This is a genomic window from Mycobacterium asiaticum, from assembly GCF_001673315.1.
Classification (GTDB): Bacteria; Actinomycetota; Actinomycetes; order Mycobacteriales; family Mycobacteriaceae; genus Mycobacterium; species Mycobacterium asiaticum_B.
Genome location: NZ_LZLQ01000012.1, coordinates 20,105 through 39,952, shown reverse-complemented (window position 1 = coordinate 39,952; position 19,848 = coordinate 20,105). Strand labels below are relative to the sequence as shown.

Below are 19,848 nucleotides of genomic sequence, written 5' to 3'. Positions count from 1 at the left end.
CCAGCTAGCAGGAGTGTGATGAACAGTGTCTGAAACAGTTGGGGATTTCTTGTTGTCCCGACTTCGGGAATGGGACGTCCAACAGGTATTCGGGTTTCCCGGCGACGGCATCAACGGTCTGCTGGCCGCGTGGGAGCGGGCCGGGGACAAACCGCAGTTCGTGCAGGCCCGGCACGAGGAGATGGCCGCATTTCAGGCGGTCGGCTTCGCCAAGTTCTCCGGCGGCTTCGGGGTGTGCGTGGCCACCAGCGGCCCGGGGGCAGTACACCTGCTCAACGGTCTCTACGACGCCAAGCTCGACCACGTGCCGGTGGTCGCGATCGTCGGACAGACCGAACAGTCGGCGATGGGCGGCTCCTATCAGCAGGAAATAGACCTGATCAGCCTGTTCAAGGATGTATGCAGTGAGTACATCCAAATGTGCACGGTGCCAAAACAATTGCCGAACCTGATCGACCGGGCCATTCGGATCGCGTTGAGCGAGGGGTGCCCCACCTGCATCATCATCCCCTCCGACGTGTTCGAGATGAAGTACGAACCGCCAGAACACGCCTTCAAGCAGGTCCCCTCCAGCCTGGGGCTCAGCCCCGCGCGGATGGCACCCGACGACACTGCGGTCCGTGCGGCGGCCGATCTGCTCAACGCCGGTGAGCGGGTCGCGATGCTGGTGGGTCAGGGTGCCCGTGGATGTGTCGAGGAACTGACACAGGTCGCCGACCTGCTCGGTGCTGGCGCGGCAAAGGCGTTGCTGGGTAAAGACGTCCTGCCCGATGACCTGCCATGGGTGACCGGATCGATCGGACTGCTGGGCACGACAGCCAGCTGGCACCTGATGATGGAGTGCGACACGCTGCTCACCGTCGGATCCAATTTCCCCTACACCCAGTTCCTGCCGAAACTCGACCAGGCTCGCGCAGTGCAGATAGACAAGTCCGGCAAGTGGATCGGTATGCGGTACCCATACGAACTCAACGTGGTCGGGGACGCTAAAGCCACCCTGCAGGCCCTCATTCCGCTGCTGCAGCGCAAGTCCGACCGTAGCTGGCGGGAGAAGATCGAGAAGCATGTCGAGAAGTGGTGGAACACCGCGCAGCGGCGAGCGATGACCGATGCCGATCCACTCAACCCGATGCGGATCTTCTACGAACTGTCGACGCGGATGCCCGCCAACGCGATCATCGCCGCCGACTCGGGCTCAGCGGCGAACTGGTATGCCCGGCACCTGAAATTCACTGCGGGCGTGCGGGGCTCACTGTCGGGCACACTAGCCACCATGGGGCCCGGGGTGCCATACGTAATCGGCGCGAAATGGGCCCACCCCGACCGTCCCAGTATCGCCTTCGTCGGTGACGGAGCGATGCAGATGAACGGCATGGCCGAACTGATCACCATCTCCAGGTACTGGCGGCAGTGGACCGATCCGAGGCTGATCATCGCCGTCCTGCACAACAACGACCTCAACCAGGTCACCTGGGAGATGCGGGCGATGGAGAACTCACCCAAATTCACGGCGTCCCAATCGCTTCCGGACGTGGATTACGCGGGGTTTGCCCGCAGCTTGAGTCTGCACGGCGAAAACATCGACCAGGCGGGGCAATTGGGCCCTGCGTGGGAGCGCGCCCTGGCGGCCGACCGTCCGACCGTACTGGATGTTCGTTGCGATCCCGACGTCCCGCCCATCCCGCCGCATGCCACCTTCGAACAGGCCAAGTCGCTGGCCAAATCGGTGCTGGGTGGCGACGAGGATGCGGCGGGGTTCATCAAACAGGGAGTCAAGCAGAAAGTGCAGCAGTATCTACCCGGCGAGAAGAAGGATCGATCATGAACGTGATTGACACTGCGCTGCACGACATTCGGACCGGCCGTTTCGAGCGCACCCTCTCGGCGCTCACCGCGGCGGGTGCGGCGGTCACTGCGGGCGAGATCTACCTGTCCCACGACGGCGCCAGCTTCGGCAACAAGATGATGTGGTGGCCGGTCTTCGTGCTGCCGACCGCGATACCGGCCGGCGTAGCCGGGTTCTTCTCGCGTCGGGCGGCCAGAACCGTGCTGCCGGCAACGAGCGCGGCGATCGTGGTGAACGGCGTCCAGGGCACCTATCTGCACTGGCGTGGCATCGCGCAACGTCCCGGCGGCCTCACGAAGTACAACATGGAGTCCGGTCCGCCGGCGTTCGCACCGTTGTTGGCCTCGCTTGTAGGCGCGATGGGACTGCTGGCGGCCCTGTTGCGGCGGGAGGACCTTCCGCTGCCGGGCCAAGGGAGTCGTTGATGCCGTTCCGTCCTCCCAATCAGCATGCGATCACCCCGCAGGGACAAGGCCGGTTCCCCGGCTTCGACGTGCTTGACCAAGCTCACGTATGGGACGACGTGACGGCGGGCGTCGTGTTGGCGCGCCTGGCGCTGCCGAACATGTTGGCGTTCTTCACCGCACACGAAGTCGGCATCGCCGCACCGATGCTGGATCTGCTGCTCGGTCAGGACTGCGATCCGCGGGTGCCGGTACTGGCGCTCATCGACACTCGCCTGGCGACCGCGGAAACCGACGGCTGGCACTACGACGACATGCCCGAAGACGGGCAGGCCTGGCGCGAAACGCTCGCTCACCTCGACGAGGGCGCACACACTCGACACGGCGCGGGGTATGCCGAACTCGGCGAGTCGGATCAGGCCCGGCTACTGCAGGATGTGCAGGACCTGTCCGACCGGGGCGAATCATGGCACGGGTTCGTCGCCAAGCACGCGTGGAGTCTCTGGACGAGATATGCCACCACCGCGTTCTATTCCCACCCCTGGGCGTGGAACGAGATCGGGTTCAGCGGACCGGCGTACCCGCGCGGCTATCTGAACCCCGGGATCAATACGCGGGAAAAGTGGGAGGTCGCCGATCACCACGAGGCCGACCCGGTGCCATTCGCCGAACGCGTGGAACGGGCCCGCAAAGCCGACGACGATCTGTCCGGCAGGAACAACGGTGAGTGACTACCGCGCTATCCGATCGCGCAACGAATCCGCCTGGCTCATCCCCAACGACGGCTCGCGGACCAATCACCGGCTGCGCGCCGATATGCGGCGCTACCCCGAAGACGATGAGGTCGACGTCGTCATCGTGGGAGCCGGAGCCGGGGGCGGTACCCTGGCGCAGCGGTTGGCCCGAAAGGGTTGGCGCACTGTTGTATTGGACGCCGGCCCGTTCTGGGATCCCGACACCGACTGGGTCAGCGACGAGCGCGGTTCGCACGTGCTGTTCTGGTCCGAACCGCGCCAGATCGGCGGTGAGGATCCAGTTCCATTGGGTTCCAACAACTCCGGGCGCGGGGTTGGCGGCTCGATGGTGCACTTTGCCGGCTATACCCCGCGGTTCCACCCCTCGGACTTCCGCACCTTCAGCAGTGACGGCGTAGGGGCTGACTGGCCCATCGATTACGCCACCCTGCGTCCCTACTACGAACAGATCGAAGCAGAACTGCCGGTCGCGGGAGAGGACTGGCCGTGGGGGGACCCGCACACGTACCCGCACCGGCCCCACCCGGTCAGCGGCAACGGCCGGGTCTTCCTCAAAGGCGCGACCGCGCTGGGCATCCCGATGCGGGTGGGTCCGGTCGCAATTCCCAACGGCCGGTTCGGGAATCGGCCGCACTGCATCTACCGGGGATTCTGCTTGCAGGGCTGCAAGGTCAATGCCAAAGCAAGCCCGCTGATCACCCACATTCCCGATGCACTCGCCCACGGAGCCGAGATCCGGCCCGACTGCCATGTGTCGCGGGTACTGGTCGACGATCGCACCGGCCGGGCCACTGGCGTCGAGTACTTCCACGCCGGGGTCGTCCGTCGACAACGAGCCGCCGCCGTCGTCGTCGCCGGCTATTCGATCGAAACCCCACGGCTGCTGCTACTTTCGGCCACCAACCGCTACCAGCAGGGACTGGGCAACGAGCACGATCAACTCGGCCGTTACTTGATGGTACAGGGGGCGCCCCAGGTCGCAGGGCGCTTCAACGACGAGATCCGAATGTACAAAGCCCCGCCTCCCGAGGCCAGCACCGAGGAGTTCTACGAGACCGACCCGACCAAGCCATATAAGCGCGGGTGGTCCATTCAAACCGTCAGCCCGTTGCCGATCACCTGGTCTGAGCACGTCGCCGCCCAGGGGCATTGGGGCACCACACTGCGCGAATACATGCGCGACTACGTCCACTGGGCCACCCTGGGGGCACTGTGTGAACTGTTGCCGCAGGCTCGCAATCGGGTCACGCTCGCCGATGAAACCGATCGCCACGGTCTTTCGGTGGCGCATTTCTCCTATTCACAATGCGACAACGACAAACAACTCATCAAGGCTGCCGCTTCGGTCATGGAGGACATCCTGCGTGCGGCCGGAGCAGAGGAAGTCATCACCATCGAACGCCACGCGCACCTGGTCGGCGGAGCCCGGATGGCCGCGCGCGCCGAGGACGGGGTGGTCGACGCGCAGCACCGGGTGTTCGGCGTCGAGCGTCTCTATGTCGTCGACGGCAGCACCATGCCCACTCAGGGCTCTGCCAACCCGGCGTTGACCATCATGGCGCTGGCCGCGCGTGCCGCCGATCTGATGAATGAGCATGCCCGGGGGCGGGCGGAGCGGCACGAAAGATCACTCGCATGAGCCGACCGACCGCCACCGTCGAGCGCATCGACGTCGAGGTCTACACGGTCGACACCGAGACGCCCGAGGCCGACGGCACGTTCGAGTGGGACGCCACCACGGCCGTCGTCGTGCACGCGCATTCCGGTCACACCGCCGGGCTGGGCTGGACCTACAGTTCACCGGTTGCCGCGGACCTCATCTCCGAACACCTCGCCACAGTGGTCACTGGCGGCGATATCGACGACATCACCGGCGCCTGGGAGGCGATGCGCCGCAGTTGCCGCAACTTCGGCACCCGCGGCCTGGTGATGCAGGCCATCAGCGCGGTCGATATGGCGCTTTGGGATCTCAAGGCCCGGCTGCGCGCCGAACCGCTTTCCGCGCTGCTGGGACAGGCCCGCCCAGATGTCCCGGTCTACGGCTCCGGCGGCTTCACCACCCTGGACGAGGCCCAACTCGGTGAACAGGTGCGGGATTGGCATTCGGCCGGATGCACCGCGATGAAGATCAAGATCGGTCAGGACTGGGGATCCGACGTCACCCGCGATCTACAACGAGTACGGCAGCTGCGTGACCTCGCCGGTGACGGGGTCGCGTTGATGGTCGATGCCAACGGTGGCTACACCGTCGGGCAGGCTCGCCGCGTCGGCGCCGCACTCGACGATCTCGGCGTTGTCTGGTTCGAGGAGCCGGTCAGCAGCGACGACATCGAGGGGCTCGGCATCCTGCGACACGCCATGGGCTGCGATGTGGCGGCCGGCGAGTACGTGTCCGACCTGTACGAAGCCCGTCATCTCGCACCCGTGGTGGACTGCCTGCAGCTAGATGCCACCCGGTGCGGTGGCTATACCGGTTGGCTGGCCGCCGCGGGGATCGCCGCTTCCTACAACCTGCAGGTCTCCGGCCACTGCGCGCCGGCACTGCACGCTCCCGTGGCAGCGGCAGTCCCCAACCTGCGCCACATCGAATACTTCGTCGACCATGTCCGTCTCGAGCAGACGCTGTTCGACGGAGTGCCGGCCGCGACGAAGGGGGTGCTGATCCCGAACAACACCTCCCCCGGCAACGGCGTCACAGTCGCCGCCCGCGCCGCACAGTACCGAAAGCACGCGCTATCGGGGTCGCATCACTAATCTGTAGCCGTGGCGCAGGTGCCCTGGAACATCCGGACCCGCTATGCCACCTGCGGCGAGATCGACATCGCCTACCAGGTGTTCGGCGATGGTCCGATCGACCTATTGGTGCTACCCGGACCATCCATCCCGATCGATACCGTCGACTCCGAACCGTCGATGTACCGCTTCCACCGGCGGTTGGCGTCCTTCGCCCGGGTGATTCGGTACGACCAGCGAGGTATCGGTCTCTCCTCTCGCGTTTCGCTGGACTCGATCGGCCCGCGGGTCTGGGCCAGGGACGCGATCGCCGTGATGAATGCCGTCGGGTGTGAGCGGGCGACCATCCTGGCTCCCGGGTTCACCTCGATGACCGCTCTGGTGGTGGCGGCGGACTACCCGGAGCGGGTGGCCAGCCTCGTCATCGTCAACGGCGCCGCACGCACGTTGCGTGCGCCGGACTACCCGATCGGTCACGAGGTCGGCGAAGCCGATCCGTACACCACCATCGCGATCGAACCGGACGCGGTCGAGCGGGGCTTCGACATTCTGAGCATCATCGCTCCGACCGTCGCGAACGACAACGCGTTCCGCACCTGGTGGGATATGGCCGGGAACCGGGCGGCGTCGCCGAGCATGGCCCGCGCGATCATCGGCGCCGTACGAACGGCCGACGTACGCGACACCTTGGCCCGGGTCAGCGCGCCGACCCTGATCCTGCATCGCGACAACCGCAGGTTCAGCCCGCTTGCACACGGCCAGTACCTCGCCGAGCACATCGCCGGATCACGGTTGGTCGAACTGCCGGGCGAGGACACGTTGTACTGGGTGGGCGACACCGGCCCGATGCTGGATGAGATCGAAGAATTCGTCACCGGCGTGCGCGGCGGCGGAGACGCCGAGCGGGTGCTCACCACCATTGTGTTCACCGACATCGTCGGCTCGACCGAGCGGGCTGCCCAGCTTGGTGACCACCGGTGGCGGGACCTGCTGGACAACCACGACGCCATCGTTCGGCACGAAATCCAGCGCTTCGGTGGTCGCGAGGTCAACACCGCCGGCGACGGCTTCGTGGCCACATTTTCCAGTCCGAGCGCCTCGCTCGCCTGCAGCGACGCACTCATCGACGCGATCCGCGCGCTGGGCATCGAAATCCGGATCGGCATCCACGCGGGCGAGGTCGAGGTGCGCGGAACCGACGTTGCGGGGATGGCCGTGCACATCGCCGCGCGCGTCGCGGCACTCGCCGCTGCCAGCGAGGTGCTGGTTTCCTCGACGGTGCGCGACATCGTCACCGGCTCCCGGCACCGTTTCACCAGTCGCGGCGAATGCGACCTCAAGGGTGTTCCCGGGCAGTGGCAGCTCTGCGCGCTGGTGCGGGAGCACGCCACCGTGCGGTCCTAGCCGGCAGCCGGGTCGAACACCGCTTGTACGCTGGCAGTATCCGATCTGCTGACCTGAGGAGGGCTGTGGCGACTCCGCTTGTGGAGGAATCAGACCTCGGCTCCGTTCGGCGGGTCCGGCTGGACGTATCCGGCATGTCGTGTGCCGCGTGCGCGAGCCGGGTCGAGACCAAGCTCAACAAGGTGCCCGGGGTACGGGCGTCGGTGAACTTCGCCACCCGCGTCGCAACCATCGACGCCGTCGGCGTCGCCGACGACGAACTGTGCGATGCGGTGGCAAACGCCGGATATCAGGCGTCCCCGCACAGCGAATCGAACGCCGCGGCAACACAGGCCCGAGACCCCGATGCGCAGTACGCCCGCAGCCTGCTGCGGCGCCTGCTGGTCGCGGCGGTGCTTTTCGTGCCCCTGGCGGACCTGTCCAGCATGTTGGCGATCGTGCCCAGCGCCAGGTTCCCGGGCTGGGGCTATGTGTTGGCCGCGCTCGCGGCGCCTATCGTGACCTGGGCCGCCTGGCCCTTCCACTCGGTCGCGTTACGCAATGCGCGCCACCGCACAGCCTCCATGGAGACCCTGATATCGGTCGGCATCGTGGCCGCCACCGGCTGGTCGTTGGCGACGGTCTTCAGGCCGGAACAACCGCGCGAAACCACCGGAGTCTGGCAGGCGATCCTGCACAGCGACGCGATCTATCTCGAGGTCGCGGCCGGCGTCACCGTCTTCGTCCTGGCCGGTCGTTACTTTGAAGCCCGCGCCAAGTCCAAGGCCGGCGGAGCGCTGCGCGCCCTGGCGGCACTCGGCGCGAAAAGCGTGACCGTCCTGCTGCCCGACGGGACGGAGCTGGTGCTACCCGCCGGTGAGCTGAAGAAGCGTCAGCGCTTCGTCACCCGGCCCGGCGAAACCATTGCCGCCGACGGGGTCGTCATCGAAGGAACCGCAGCCGTCGACACCAGCACCATGACCGGCGAGGTCAAGCCGGTGCGTGCTCATCCCGACACAGCCGTCGTCGGTGGCACGGTGGTGTTGGACGGCCGCCTCGTCATCGAGGCAACCGCGGTCGGCGCCGACACCCAATTCGCCGGCATGGTCCGGCTGGTCGAAGAAGCCCAGGCGCAGAAAGCCCGGGCCCAGCGCCTCGCCGACCGTATCTCGGCGGTGTTCGTACCGACCGTCTTCGCCATCGCGCTGCTCGCCGGGGCAGCCTGGCTGATCGGCGGCGCCGACGCGGATCGTGCCTTCTCGGTGACGCTCGGAGTGTTGGTGATCGCCTGCCCCTGCGCCCTGGGCCTCGCCACTCCGACCGCAATGATGGTGGCGTCCGGGCGGGGGGCGCAGCTGGGCATTTTCATCAAGGGTTACCGCGCGCTGGAGACCGTGCATGGCATCGACACCGTGGTGTTCGACAAGACCGGTACCTTGACCGTCGGGCAACTGACGGTCAGCGCGGTGACGACGACCGACGGACGCGCCCGCGACGAAGTCCTGGCACTGGCCTCCGCCGTCGAAGCCGCTTCCGAACATGCGGTCGCGACGGCGATCGTGGCCGCGTCGCCAGACCCTGCCCCGGTCGACGAGTTTGTGGCGGTAGCGGGCTGCGGTGTCTCCGGCGTCGTCAACGGGCACCAGGTCGAGGTCGGCAAGCCGTCCTGGGTCACCCGGACCGCACCTGGTGGTGCCGCGTTGGACGCGGCCCGGCAGCAAGGCGAGAGTCGCGGTGAGACAGTGGTTTTCGTCTCAGTGGATGGAGTTGCGTGCGCGGCCGTCGCGATCGCCGACACCGTGAAGGACTCGGCCGCCGCAGCCGTCGCCGCCCTGCACCGTCGCGGGTTGTCAACGGTGTTGCTCACCGGCGACAACCGGGCCGCGGCCGACACCGTTGCGGCTCAGGTCGGCATCGACACCGTCGTCGCCGATGTCTTGCCCGAAGGCAAGGTCGAAGTCATCCGGGGGCTGCGCGCCGAAGGCAGGACCGTCGCGATGGTGGGCGACGGCATCAACGACGGTCCCGCGTTGGCCTGCGCCGACTTGGGTTTGGCGATCGGCCGGGGAACCGACGTCGCGATCGGCGCCGCCGACATCATCCTGGTGCGCGACAATCTCGACATCGTTCCGCAGTCCCTGGATCTGGCGCGGGCCACCATGCGCACCATCCGGATGAACATGCTCTGGGCGTTCGGCTACAACGTCGCAGCCATACCTGTGGCCGCCGCCGGCTTGCTCAATCCGCTGATCGCGGGTGCCGCGATGGCATTCTCGTCGTTCTTCGTCGTCTCAAACAGCCTGCGATTGCGGAACTTTGGGCCGGCATCCGTTCGCCGAGTGTGAATTTCGCGACGCAACACGCCGATTGGGCGTCGCGAGAATCACATTCGGCGCGGTGATACACCCCCGATAGGATAACGCGTATGGCTGAACAGACATTTTCGGTGACCGGCTTGCACTGCCAGGGTTGCGTGGAGACCATCACCACCGCGCTGACGGCACTGAAGCCGGTGACCGCGGTCAGCATCGACCTGGACACCGAAAGCGCCTCCGCCGTGCACGTTTCGTCCACTACCGGCCTCACGGCCGAACAGGTCCAGACAGCACTCAAGGGCGAGGGCAACTTCACCGTGGTCGGTTGATCACCGCCGCATTCGTGACAATTCCCGCAGCATCGCGTTGTATGCCTCGAGTTCATCGTCGGCATAGTCGCTGTCGGAGTGTCGATCACTGCGCGACGCGACCTTGCGGTCCTGACGAGCCCACTGCGACACCAACGCCACGATGACGATGATGATCGGCACTTCCGTGAGGCTCCATGCGATTCCGCCGCCGAGGTGCTGATCGTCGATGATGCTGGGCAGCCAGGGAAGATCGACCGAGCGATAGAACGTGGCGCCCACCGGCGATGCCATGGTCATCAGGGCGATGCCGAAGAAGGCGTGAAAAGGCATCACCGCGAACAGCAATCCGATCCGTCCCGGGTACGGAAGCCGGCGCGGCCCTGGGTCGATGCCGATGATCGCCCAGTAGAAGAGGTATCCGACCAGCAGGAAGTGGATCGCCATGAACTCATGGCCCCAGTGGTAACGAACGAACGTGTCGAAAAGCGGTGTGAAATACACGATGTAGGGCGACCCGACGAAGAGCACGAACGCGATGATCGGGTTGGACAAGATGCTGGTGATCCGCGAGTGGAGCAGCCAGGTCAACCACTCCCGCGGTCCGGGTGGCTGCCGGTCACCGGCGGCCGGAAGCACCCGCAGCGCCAGCGTGACGGGCCCGCCAAGGACCAGCAACACCGGAATGAACATGTTCAACGTCATGTGTTCTGCCATGTGGATGCTGAACATCGCCGACCCGTAGGCCCGTAATCCGGAACTGCTGGTGAATACCAATGCGGCGCAGCCGATCAGCCACGCCACCAGCCTGCCGGCCGGCCACGAATTGCCGTTGCGCCGAAGGATGACGTAGCCCGCCGAATACATGGCCGCCAGCACCAGCCCCGCCGTTCCCAGCAAACTGTCGAATCTCCACGAAGTCAGCGTGTTCGCCACGGTCGGTGGATTCGGCAGCTGATAGCCCAGGAAGACGTCCCAGCTGGTGAACCGATGAGCAAGGAATCGGGGGGCGACCTGTACCGCCGTCGCGGCGAGAGCAGCCATAGCCGCGACTGTCGCCAGCATGGCGATCACGCTGTAAGCGCTTGCGCGCAGCGGTCTGACGAACAGTCCCCAACAGTCACTCAGCCACACCGCGGTCAACAGGGCTCCCGCGGCCAGACCGAGATGGGCAAAGTCCGAACCGAGCGTCACGCCCGGAACCAGCAGGTACAGCAGAAGCGCGCCGTACCCGACCGCCAGAGCGCCGCAGAACACCTGCAGTATCTGCACGGCGCGGGTCGGTGTCGTCGCGGTGAGCGCGGTGGCCGTCTTGAGCCCGGTCAAGGCGGACACCGCTATCGCGAAAACAATCGCCGCACTGGTCGAGTAGTCGTGATCGGGTCCCTGGCCCGCATTGCCGGTCACCGCGGGCGCGACGACGGCGATCACGGTGGGGACCAGTAGTACCGCGTGTCCGAGCCAACGCGTGTTCAAGCGCAATGTCAGCGCGATGGGCACGCCCAGAACCGCCACCACGATCCATGCGCCCGCGGTCTCGGAGACGCCGATGGCGTCGGACAGTGCCCCGCTGCGCAACAAGTCCCCCGGGCCCACCCCGACGTCGTGCGCGGCTTGGATCACCACCATCGCCGCGGCAGCAGGCGGCCAGACCAGGGAAGCTCGCTCGGCTACCAGATGGATGCGAAACGCCGCTGCATCGAGCAACCCGTCCGGCTCCGGCCGCGACGTCATCACAACCAGCAGCAGCGCACCCAGGCAGACCGCACCCAGCAACGACGTGACGAAGTACCCCACGGGCGCGGCGGCGCTGACGAACGCGCCGGGAAACGGATTGCGGGCCTCGGCGTAGCGACGGGTTCCGGATAGTGATCCATAGCTGGCGAGGACGACCGCGAGCAGCACGAACCAGCCCGCCAACGGTGCCCTGCGCAAAATCAGCGATCGGGCAACCCGGGCGGCCGATGGCGTCTCAGTGCTCGGCCCGTCAGTCCCCACCCCTGCAGCTTACGACCGTGCGTCGTAGTCGTCTGTCGGCCGGAGCGCCTAGTGTTCGGTGACTGTGATTGAAGATCTGCCGCTGCGGTGGGTTGTCACCGGTCTGTTTCTGCTCAGCGCCGTTGGCTTCGCGCTCGTCATCGACCGCCGGTCCTGGACCTCGGTCGTGAGCTACGGGCTGCACCTGACCATGGCGATCGCGATGGCCGTGATGGCTTGGCCACAGGGGCTCGGGTTGCCCCCGACGCCCGCGGAAGCGTTCTTCCTGGCCGGGGCCCTGTGGTTCGGGATCCTTGCCGTCCTGGCTACCCGCATGGCCGGGATGCGTTTGGTGCGTGGTTACCACGCCCTGAAGATGCTGGCGATGGCCTGGATGTACGCCGTCGTTCACCATGAGCCGCTGCCCGACGAAATGCACGCTGACCACCATCACCACCACATGCCGGATGTCTCGATGCCGGACATGGGGGTAGCTCCTGCGGAGGCGCCGACCCAGGATTGGCCGGGCTGGGTCGACGTCGGCAACTGGATCTGGGCGCTGCTGTTCGCGCTCGCCGCCGCGGCCTGGGGGTATCGCCTCGTCACACAGCGGCGCGCGGGCCGGCGCAGGCGGTCCCGGGCCTGGCGCAGAACGCTGGGCACCGCGCTACAGATAACGATGGCCGCGGGAACGGCGATCATGTTCGGGGCGCTGCTGGCGCCGGCCTGAGGCGTTCGACGGAACTTTTCCGACCGTCCAGCGACTAACTGCGCAGACGCTCAGTAGATTGGGCCCGGTCGGCAGGCCGCGAAGGAGATGCCAGTGCAGACCCAGCAACCCGTCGTCGGGGCGCCGACGGGTTCAGTGCATCCCGAGCGCCATCCCAAACGGCCGTTCATCGCCAGGATGATCCACGCGCTGGCGGTGCCGATCATCCTGTTCTGGGTTGTCGTCGTCGTGCTGCTCAGCGTGCTCGTTCCGTCGCTCGAGAAGGTGGGCCAGGAGCGATCGGTGTCGTTGAGTCCGAAGGACGCGCCGTCGCTGATAGCCCTGAACCGCATCGGTCACGTCTTCAAGGAAGGCGAGACCGACAGCGTCGCGATGGTCGTCCTGGAAGGTGACAAGCCCCTGGGCGACGACGCCCACAAGTTCTACGACCTGATGATCCGCAAGCTGCGCGCGGACAAGACCCACGTGCTGAGCATCCAGGACTTTTGGGGCGACCCACTCACCGCGGCAGGCGCGCAGAGTAGCGACGGCAAGGCCGTCACCGTCCAGGTCAACCTCGCCGGCAATCAAGGCGAATTGCTCGCCAACGAATCCGTCGACGCGGTCCGCAAGATCGTGAACGAGACGCCCCCGCCACCCGGGCTTAAGGCCTACGTCACCGGCGGCGCTGCACTGGCCGCCGATCTGCATTCCAGCGGTGACAAATCCATGGCCAAAGTCACCCTGACCACCGTCGCGGTGATCCTGATCATGCTGCTGTTCGTCTATCGATCGCCGATCACCGTTTTTCTGCTGCTGGTGACCGTTGGCGTGCAACTGTCCGCGGCCCGCGGAATCGTCGCGTTGCTCGGTCACAGCGAACTGATCGGGCTGTCCACGTTTGCGGTCAGCCTGCTCACTTCGCTGGCGATCGCGGCCGGTACGGACTACGGAATCTTCATCATCGGTCGCTACCAGGAGGCCCGTCAGGCCGGGGAAGACCGGGAATCGGCGTTCTACACCATGTATCGGGGGACGGCGCACGTCATCCTGGGCTCTGGCCTGACGATCGCGGGCGCGACGTTCTGCCTGAGCTTCACCCGGATGCCCTACTTCCAAACCCTCGGTGTTCCCTGCGCGGTCGGAATGCTGACCGCTGTCGTCGTGGCACTGACGCTTGGACCGGCCGTGTTGATCGTCGGGGGCCGGTTCGGCTTCTTCGACCCCAAGCGTCTGCTGCAGGTTCGCGGCTGGCGCCGGGTGGGGACAGTGGTGGTCCGCTGGCCGCTGCCCGTGCTGGCGGCCACCTTCGCCGTCGCCATGGTCGGGTTGCTGACGCTGCCGGGCTACAAACCCAGCTACGACGACCAGGCATATCTACCCACCTTCATCCCCGCCAATGAAGGCTTCGCGGCGGCGAATCGGCACTTCTCCCAGGCCCGCATGAAGCCCGAGATCGTGATGATCGAATCCGATCACGACATGCGCAACCCGGCGGACTTCCTGGTCCTGGACAGACTGGCCAAGGGCATCTTCCGGGTGCCGGGCATCTCCCGCGTCCAGGCCATCACCCGGCCCGACGGAACCGCCATGGAACACACCACGATTCCGTTCCAGATCAGCATGTCCAACGCCGGTCAGGTGCAGACCATGAAATACCAGCGCGACCGGATGAACGACATGCTGACCCAAGCCGACGAGATGGCCAAGACTATTTCGCTGATGCAGCGGATGTACTCGCTGATGACGCAACTGGTGGGCACCACCCACAAAATGGTGCAGGACACGGTGGAGATGCAGGAGATCACCAACGAGCTGCGCGATCACATCGCGGACTTCGACGACTTCTGGCGCCCGGTCCGCAGTTACTTCTATTGGGAGAAGCACTGTTTCGACATCCCGATCTGCTGGTCACTCAGGTCGATCTTCGACGGGTTGGACGGGTTGGACGCCATCGACGAGCGACTGAACACTCTGGTGGGCGATATCAAGACCCTGGACCAGCTGATGCCGCAGATGCTGACCACCTTCCCGCCGATGATCGAGACGATGGAGAGCATGCGGGTCATGATGCTCACCATGCACAGCACCATGTCCGGCATCTTCGACCAGATGGACGAGATGAGCGAGAACGCCAACGCGATGGGCAAGGCGTTCGACGCCGCGAAGAACGACGACTCGTTCTACTTGCCGCCGGAGGTGTTCAAGAACAAGGACTTTCAGCGCGCGATGAACTCGTTCCTGTCATCTGACGGGCACGCGGCCCGCTTTATCGTTCTGCATCGCAGTGATCCGGCCTCCGAGGACGGCATCGCCAGTATCGATGCATTGCACACCGCGGCCGAGGAGTCGCTCAAGGGAACACCGCTGGAGGACGCCAAGATCTATGTGGCCGGCATGGGTGCCGTCTTCAAGGACATCTCCGAGGGCGCCAAGTGGGACTTGGTGATAGCCGGGATATCGTCGCTGTGCCTGATTTTCATCATCATGCTGATCCTCACCCGCGCGTTCATCGCCGCAGCGGTGATCGTGGGGACGGTGGCGATTTCGCTCGGTGCGTCGTTCGGATTGTCGGTATTGGTCTGGCAGCACATTCTCGGTATTCCGTTGCACTGGTTGGTGATCGCGATGTCGGTGATCGTGCTGTTGGCGGTGGGATCGGATTACAACCTGCTGCTGGTCTCCCGGTTCAAACAGGAGATCCACGCCGGACTCAACACCGGAATCATCCGATCCATGGGCGGCACTGGGAAGGTGGTGACCAACGCGGGCCTGGTGTTCGCCTTCACGATGGGCGCCATGATCGTCGGTGACGCGCGGATGATCGGACAGGTTGGCACCACCATTGGATTGGGCCTGTTGTTCGACACGTTGATTGTGCGGGCGTTGATGACGCCGTCCATCGCCGCATTGCTCGGCCGGTGGTTCTGGTGGCCGATCAATGTGCGGTCACGGCCCGCCCGCCCGCGGGTGCCCTCGGTGATCGCCGCAGGCCACTAGGCTCGAGATTGAGACGCGCGGTGGTGACGTCCTTTAGCCGCGTCGGCCGAACCAACGCGTCAGACAACTGGAACTGTAACCGCCGCGCCGAGCAGCGTCCGCAACGACGTTGGCGGAGCAGCGATTTCAGCTAGGCGTTCGACCTGCAGTGCGACGGTCGGGGAATCGGTCAGGTACTCCCGGTAGGAGCGCTCACCCAGCATCATGCCCAGACTGACCCAAGCATCCACCACCGACCACCTCCGCGGATTCTCGCCAGCCCAGTCGCTTTGATCCAGCCGCGTCTTCCACTCCTCGATATCGGTTTCAGCACAAACGAATTCGCTGAAAAGCTGGGCATACGTCACCGCTTCGGCGCGTAACACGGTGATGCCGCGCCCCAGCGCGGCCGGTGCACCCACCTCCGGCAGCAAGCGCAATATGGCGTGTGCGGCGGCTCGTCCGGTGGTGACCTCTTCGGACAGAGTCACGGCCGGGTAGGCGCGCAACGCGAGGCAGGCATCCAGCACCGAAACCAGAACGTCTGCGCTGTCCCGTAATTGATAGTCCAGACCGAGCACACGGGGCAATCGCACGACGGTGAAGTCGAGCGCGTCCGGAGCAGCGGTCACCACCAACTCGGCCATCGATTTCGAGGCCGCATAGGGATACGGCGCGGCACCGGGGTCGATGACCTCTGCCTTGCTGACGTTCGCGTTGACGACATAGGTCGACAGATGCACCAGTCGGGCGCCGTGAGTTACGCAAGACTGCACCATTGCGCTTACAAGATTCACGTTCGCCGAGCGCAGGTCCCGGTAGGGCACGACCACGTTGGTGTTTCCGATGCAATTCACGACGGTGCGGGCACGCGTGTCGCGGATCAACGCATCGATTTCCTCGGGATCGGGGTGAGCAGACAGACGCCGAACGCGGACGCCGGCGATGGTTTGCAACCCGATCCAGGGTTCCCGGTCGGGCTGTTCGGATCTCATGGCGAAAACCACCTCCGGACAGGGGGTTTCGGACTGTTTCAGATCAAGGACCGCCTGGGCGAATCCGGTGCCGAGCACCCCGGATGCACCGAGCACGAGGATTGCGTCTCGCCGCGAGAATGCGCCCGGCGCCGTCGGCAGATCGCGGACTTGCAGCGCGCCGAGGTCACCGGCTATCTCAGCCGCGGTGGCGGCATCCATCCATCCGTTAGCGGTTGTCGCCTGCACCAGGTTGGCGGCGGTGTCGGCGCTGATCAGATCCAGGATGGTGAGGTGACGATTCAGGTATCTCCGGGTATCCGGCAGGATTCTGATCAGGTCCAGTGAACCGATTCCCGCGTCGAGTAAGGAGGAATCCGTCCCCAGGGACATCCCCAGCAGTCGACTCCAGAGGTGGGCGAGGCCGGCGGCTCTCCCGCCGGTCGCGGCGTCCATCGGTTGCACGGTAGCCAGTTTCCCGCTGTCCACCTTCCCGCTGGGCTTTCGCGGGATTTTCGCCACGCCCACAACGAAAAACGCGGACACTCCGAGTGCGGACAGGACGGCCCTGATGCGGGCGGCCGTCACAGTGTCGTCGGCGTGCTGCCGGGTGCGTGAGGTTTCGAACCAGACCCCCAAACGTCCGTCGTGCAACTCGACGGCGGCATCCGACACCGCGGTATCCGCCCAGATGCGTCCGGCCACTTCCGCGATGTCCACCCTTTTGCCGGCGATCTTGACGACAGCGTCTCTGCGTCCGGCGAAGGCCGGGTAGCCGTCGGCGTCGACGGTGACACGGTCTGCGGTGGCAAACACCCGCTGTGGCAACCCATCCGGGGCCACCACGGTTCCGAAGCCGCCGCCGTCGATCCCGAGATAGCCGTGCGACACCAGCCCGCCAACGACGACGACCTCCCCGAACGCAACGACCATCGAATCGGCTACCAGCGGCCGGCCGACCCGGAGCCGGTCACCGACCCTCGCGGTGTTCTCATCGCTGATGACCGGCAAGTAGCTTGCCACCACGGTGGTTTCGGTGGGTCCGTAGGTCGAGATGAGCGAGATTTGCCGTTCGCCGGAAGGCGCGATCCATTTCTCGACGAGGCTGGCGCGGATGGCTTCGCCGCCGATGACGATTTGCCGGACCGCAGAACTGCGGATCCTGTCGACCGCCTCGTCGTCCTCGGACAATACCTGCCACACGGCGGTCGGCAGGTCTACCACGGTGACGCTCTTGGCAACCAGATCTGTTGTCAACAGCTCGAAATCACCGCTTTTCATGGCCGCCGACCGGGCTAACCGGGATCCGCAGGCGGTGGCACCGAAGATCTCCTCGACACTGATGTCCGATGTCAACGGCGCGCATTGAAGCACGGTGTCCGATGGCCCCCACCCGTATGCCGCTTTGACCGCGGCGCAGAACAAGGCGAGCGACCCGTGGGTGACACGGACGAGCTTGGGTTGCCCGGTGGTTCCCGAGGTGGGCATGACGTACGCCGTCCTGGCCGCGAGCGTCGCATCCTGCGTTACCTGTTCGATGCGCTCGAGGGCAAGCTTCCGGTCGCCCTCGACCTCGGCAAGCCTGACGGCAGCAACGTCGACCACGCGGGCCGAGGCACCACCGATGTGCTCAGCAATTGCGCTGGCTCGCAGCGGAATCTCGGCGGAGGTTTGGCAGGCGCTGTAACCGCAGCCGGCCAGGTGGCATGCAAGCAGCAGATCGATAGTCTTATCGGTGTCGTCGTCGGTGAACACCACCACATCCCCTGGGACGGCGCCACTGTGCACCAGCCACGCAATCCAGGAGTACACGGTGGGGCGGCGCGCCAGCAGGCCGCCAACTCCCCCTGCCGCGTCCCGGAACCAGGCGGCTGACGTCGAGGGCGCGACAACCTCTGGTGTCGCATCGCCCAGCGCTCCTGACGACGCGATCCCGCGCCACTCGCCGACCGTTCTGGCCAGCGGCTCATCCCACAGCCTGGCCATCGACTCCAGTGCCGCCGCAATCCGTGCGGCAACCCCGCGCGGTGCCGATCCTTCGGGCAGATCCGCGCGGTCCCAGATGGCCAGATTCAGCGTGCGATTGGCTTCATCCAACACGCTGGCCACGGTCATGCCCTCGACTGGCCCGATGTGGGTCGCGACCGGTGCATCCACCAGGAACGGGCGCAGTCCCGGCGCACACGCCTCGCGGATGAAGTTGAGCGTCAACGCGGGGACGTGCGATGTCCGGTTGATCGCCAGATACATTCGCCGGTAATGCTCTTCGCGCAGCCAACGACGGCGCACCGCCTTGACGTAGCTCCGGTCGAGGGATCGTACGACGTCGTGCACCGATGCGAACGGGGCGAACTGGACGGGGTGTGCGACGGAGTTGACCAGACACGTCGCGACCGCCAGGTCCGGGTCGCCGAACCGGTTGTCCACGGCGTGGACCACCAGGCTGTCGGTGCTCTGCCGAATGCTGGAGTACACCGCCACGGCCGCCGTGGCTACCAACACGTTGAGGGGGCACTGTTTCGTCTCCGACAGCCGTATGATTGCCTCGAAGGCGGTGCCGGACAGGGTCACTGACTCCTGCAGGGCTCCCATTGCCGCGGCGCCGGGCGTGTCCTGCGGTATGTGGTGGTGGGTGCCGTGGCGCGCTTGGTCGGTGAGCTCACGCTGCGCCGCGGCGGCAAGCCGGTGCAGCGACTCCTCGACTTTGACCTGCTCCCGCCCGTGGGCCGCGGCCAATTTGGTCAAACCAGTTGTGATACAGGCGTTGTCGTCACCGGCGTGCAGGTGGCGCGCCAGATCGGCTTCGATGATCCCGGTGGCGCCGCCGTCGAGCAGAATGTGGTGGGAGTACACGTCGAGGCCGGTGACGTCGCCGCTCGGCCCTATCCACACCGTGTAGCGGATCAAAGCCTTGTCCAGGATGCCCGACGACCAGGTGCCTGTCAGCTCGTCGATGTCGCTCTCGAATGAAGGGGGTTCAGCCGACCGCACTCGCACGATGTCACCGAACTGCAGGCGCGGCACCAAGACCGGATAATCGGGGCCAGGTTGGAGGACACATAGCTGAACCGGGTTTTCCAGAATCGTGATGCGCAGGGCAGCCAGGAATCCAGTCAAAGGCAACGGGTGCAAGCGATAGGTCTTACCGATCAGATACAGCGCGGGATCGCCATCCTGCAGTACCCCGTTGTAGAGGTTCTGCTGTGACCTGCTCAACGCGATTGGCGCGGTCACTCGAATTCCCCGTACTTCTTCAGCTCGACGACCCAACCTTCGATCGAAAGGTTTTCCGCCAGTTTGGCCGGCACCTCGGATTCCCGGTCCACCCCCAGTTGTTTCATCAACAGCACGAATCGAACCGAATCCAGGCCGAGGTCTCTCAGATCGGTGGCGTCGCCGTTAATCAGATCCGCTTGGTCGATGTAAAGCACGTCGCAGACGGCCGCGATGATTCTCTCCCGCAAC

Annotated in this window: 13 protein-coding genes; 10 read left to right on the top strand and 3 right to left on the bottom strand. The window is 65.5% G+C overall.

The window, feature by feature from the left end:
- The first annotated feature begins 25 nt into the window (after positions 1-25).
- From A5636_RS01165 to A5636_RS01130, 8 genes are all read left to right on the top strand, one after another.
- Positions 26-1,825 carry a thiamine pyrophosphate-requiring protein gene (locus A5636_RS01165; RefSeq protein WP_065156871.1) on the top strand — a complete coding sequence of 600 codons (1,800 nt, stop codon included), beginning with the start codon at positions 26-28 and terminating at the stop codon, positions 1,823-1,825.
- Positions 1,822-2,271 carry a hypothetical protein gene (locus A5636_RS01160; RefSeq protein ID WP_081287526.1) on the top strand — a complete coding sequence of 150 codons (450 nt, stop codon included), beginning with the start codon at positions 1,822-1,824 and terminating at the stop codon, positions 2,269-2,271. The genes A5636_RS01165 and A5636_RS01160 overlap by 4 nt, the downstream gene beginning before the upstream one ends.
- On the top strand, positions 2,271-2,981 hold the full coding sequence (locus A5636_RS01155) for a gluconate 2-dehydrogenase subunit 3 family protein (protein WP_065156870.1): 711 nt from the start codon (positions 2,271-2,273) through the stop codon (positions 2,979-2,981). The genes A5636_RS01160 and A5636_RS01155 overlap by 1 nt, the downstream gene beginning before the upstream one ends.
- An 85-nt stretch (positions 2,982-3,066) precedes the next feature.
- Positions 3,067-4,644: a GMC family oxidoreductase gene (locus A5636_RS01150; RefSeq protein ID WP_155763488.1), complete on the top strand. Its 1,578-nt coding sequence runs from the start codon at positions 3,067-3,069 to the stop codon at positions 4,642-4,644.
- Positions 4,641-5,759, top strand: coding sequence for an enolase C-terminal domain-like protein (locus tag A5636_RS01145; protein WP_065156868.1), 1,119 nt, complete (start codon positions 4,641-4,643; stop codon positions 5,757-5,759). Before A5636_RS01150 ends, A5636_RS01145 begins: the two co-directional genes overlap by 4 nt.
- Before the next feature lie 9 nt (positions 5,760-5,768).
- Entirely contained in the window at positions 5,769-7,142 is a 1,374-nt protein-coding gene (locus tag A5636_RS01140) for an adenylate/guanylate cyclase domain-containing protein (protein WP_065156867.1), read from the top strand.
- A 65-nt stretch (positions 7,143-7,207) separates the two neighbouring features.
- Positions 7,208-9,466 (top strand): heavy metal translocating P-type ATPase, encoded by a 2,259-nt coding sequence (locus A5636_RS01135; RefSeq protein WP_065156866.1) that lies wholly within the window; start codon positions 7,208-7,210, stop codon positions 9,464-9,466.
- A gap of 80 nt (positions 9,467-9,546) precedes the next feature.
- Complete coding sequence (locus A5636_RS01130) at positions 9,547-9,765, top strand: heavy-metal-associated domain-containing protein (RefSeq protein ID WP_065156865.1); 219 nt, start codon at positions 9,547-9,549, stop codon at positions 9,763-9,765.
- On the opposite strand, the gene A5636_RS01125 is transcribed toward A5636_RS01130, so the two are convergent.
- Positions 9,766-11,679, bottom strand: a complete 1,914-nt coding sequence (locus A5636_RS01125) for a cytochrome c oxidase assembly protein (protein ID WP_437339783.1) — start codon at positions 11,677-11,679, stop codon at positions 9,766-9,768.
- 127 nt (positions 11,680-11,806) lie between these two features.
- On the opposite strand from A5636_RS01125, the gene A5636_RS01120 reads away from it, so the two are divergent.
- Both A5636_RS01120 and A5636_RS01115 read left to right on the top strand, forming a co-directional pair.
- Positions 11,807-12,451, top strand: coding sequence for a DUF5134 domain-containing protein (locus A5636_RS01120; protein ID WP_065156863.1), 645 nt, complete (start codon positions 11,807-11,809; stop codon positions 12,449-12,451).
- Between the two features lie 87 nt (positions 12,452-12,538).
- Positions 12,539-15,430 (top strand): RND family transporter, encoded by a 2,892-nt coding sequence (locus A5636_RS01115; protein ID WP_065156862.1) that lies wholly within the window; start codon positions 12,539-12,541, stop codon positions 15,428-15,430.
- Between the two features lie 59 nt (positions 15,431-15,489).
- On the opposite strand, the gene A5636_RS01110 is transcribed toward A5636_RS01115, so the two are convergent.
- Positions 15,490-19,617 (bottom strand): AMP-binding protein, encoded by a 4,128-nt coding sequence (locus tag A5636_RS01110; RefSeq protein WP_253900441.1) that lies wholly within the window; start codon positions 19,615-19,617, stop codon positions 15,490-15,492.
- Complete coding sequence (locus A5636_RS01105; protein ID WP_081287528.1) at positions 19,614-19,847, bottom strand: acyl carrier protein; 234 nt, start codon at positions 19,845-19,847, stop codon at positions 19,614-19,616. Before A5636_RS01105 ends, A5636_RS01110 begins: the two co-directional genes overlap by 4 nt.
- Position 19,848 lies beyond the last annotated feature (1 nt).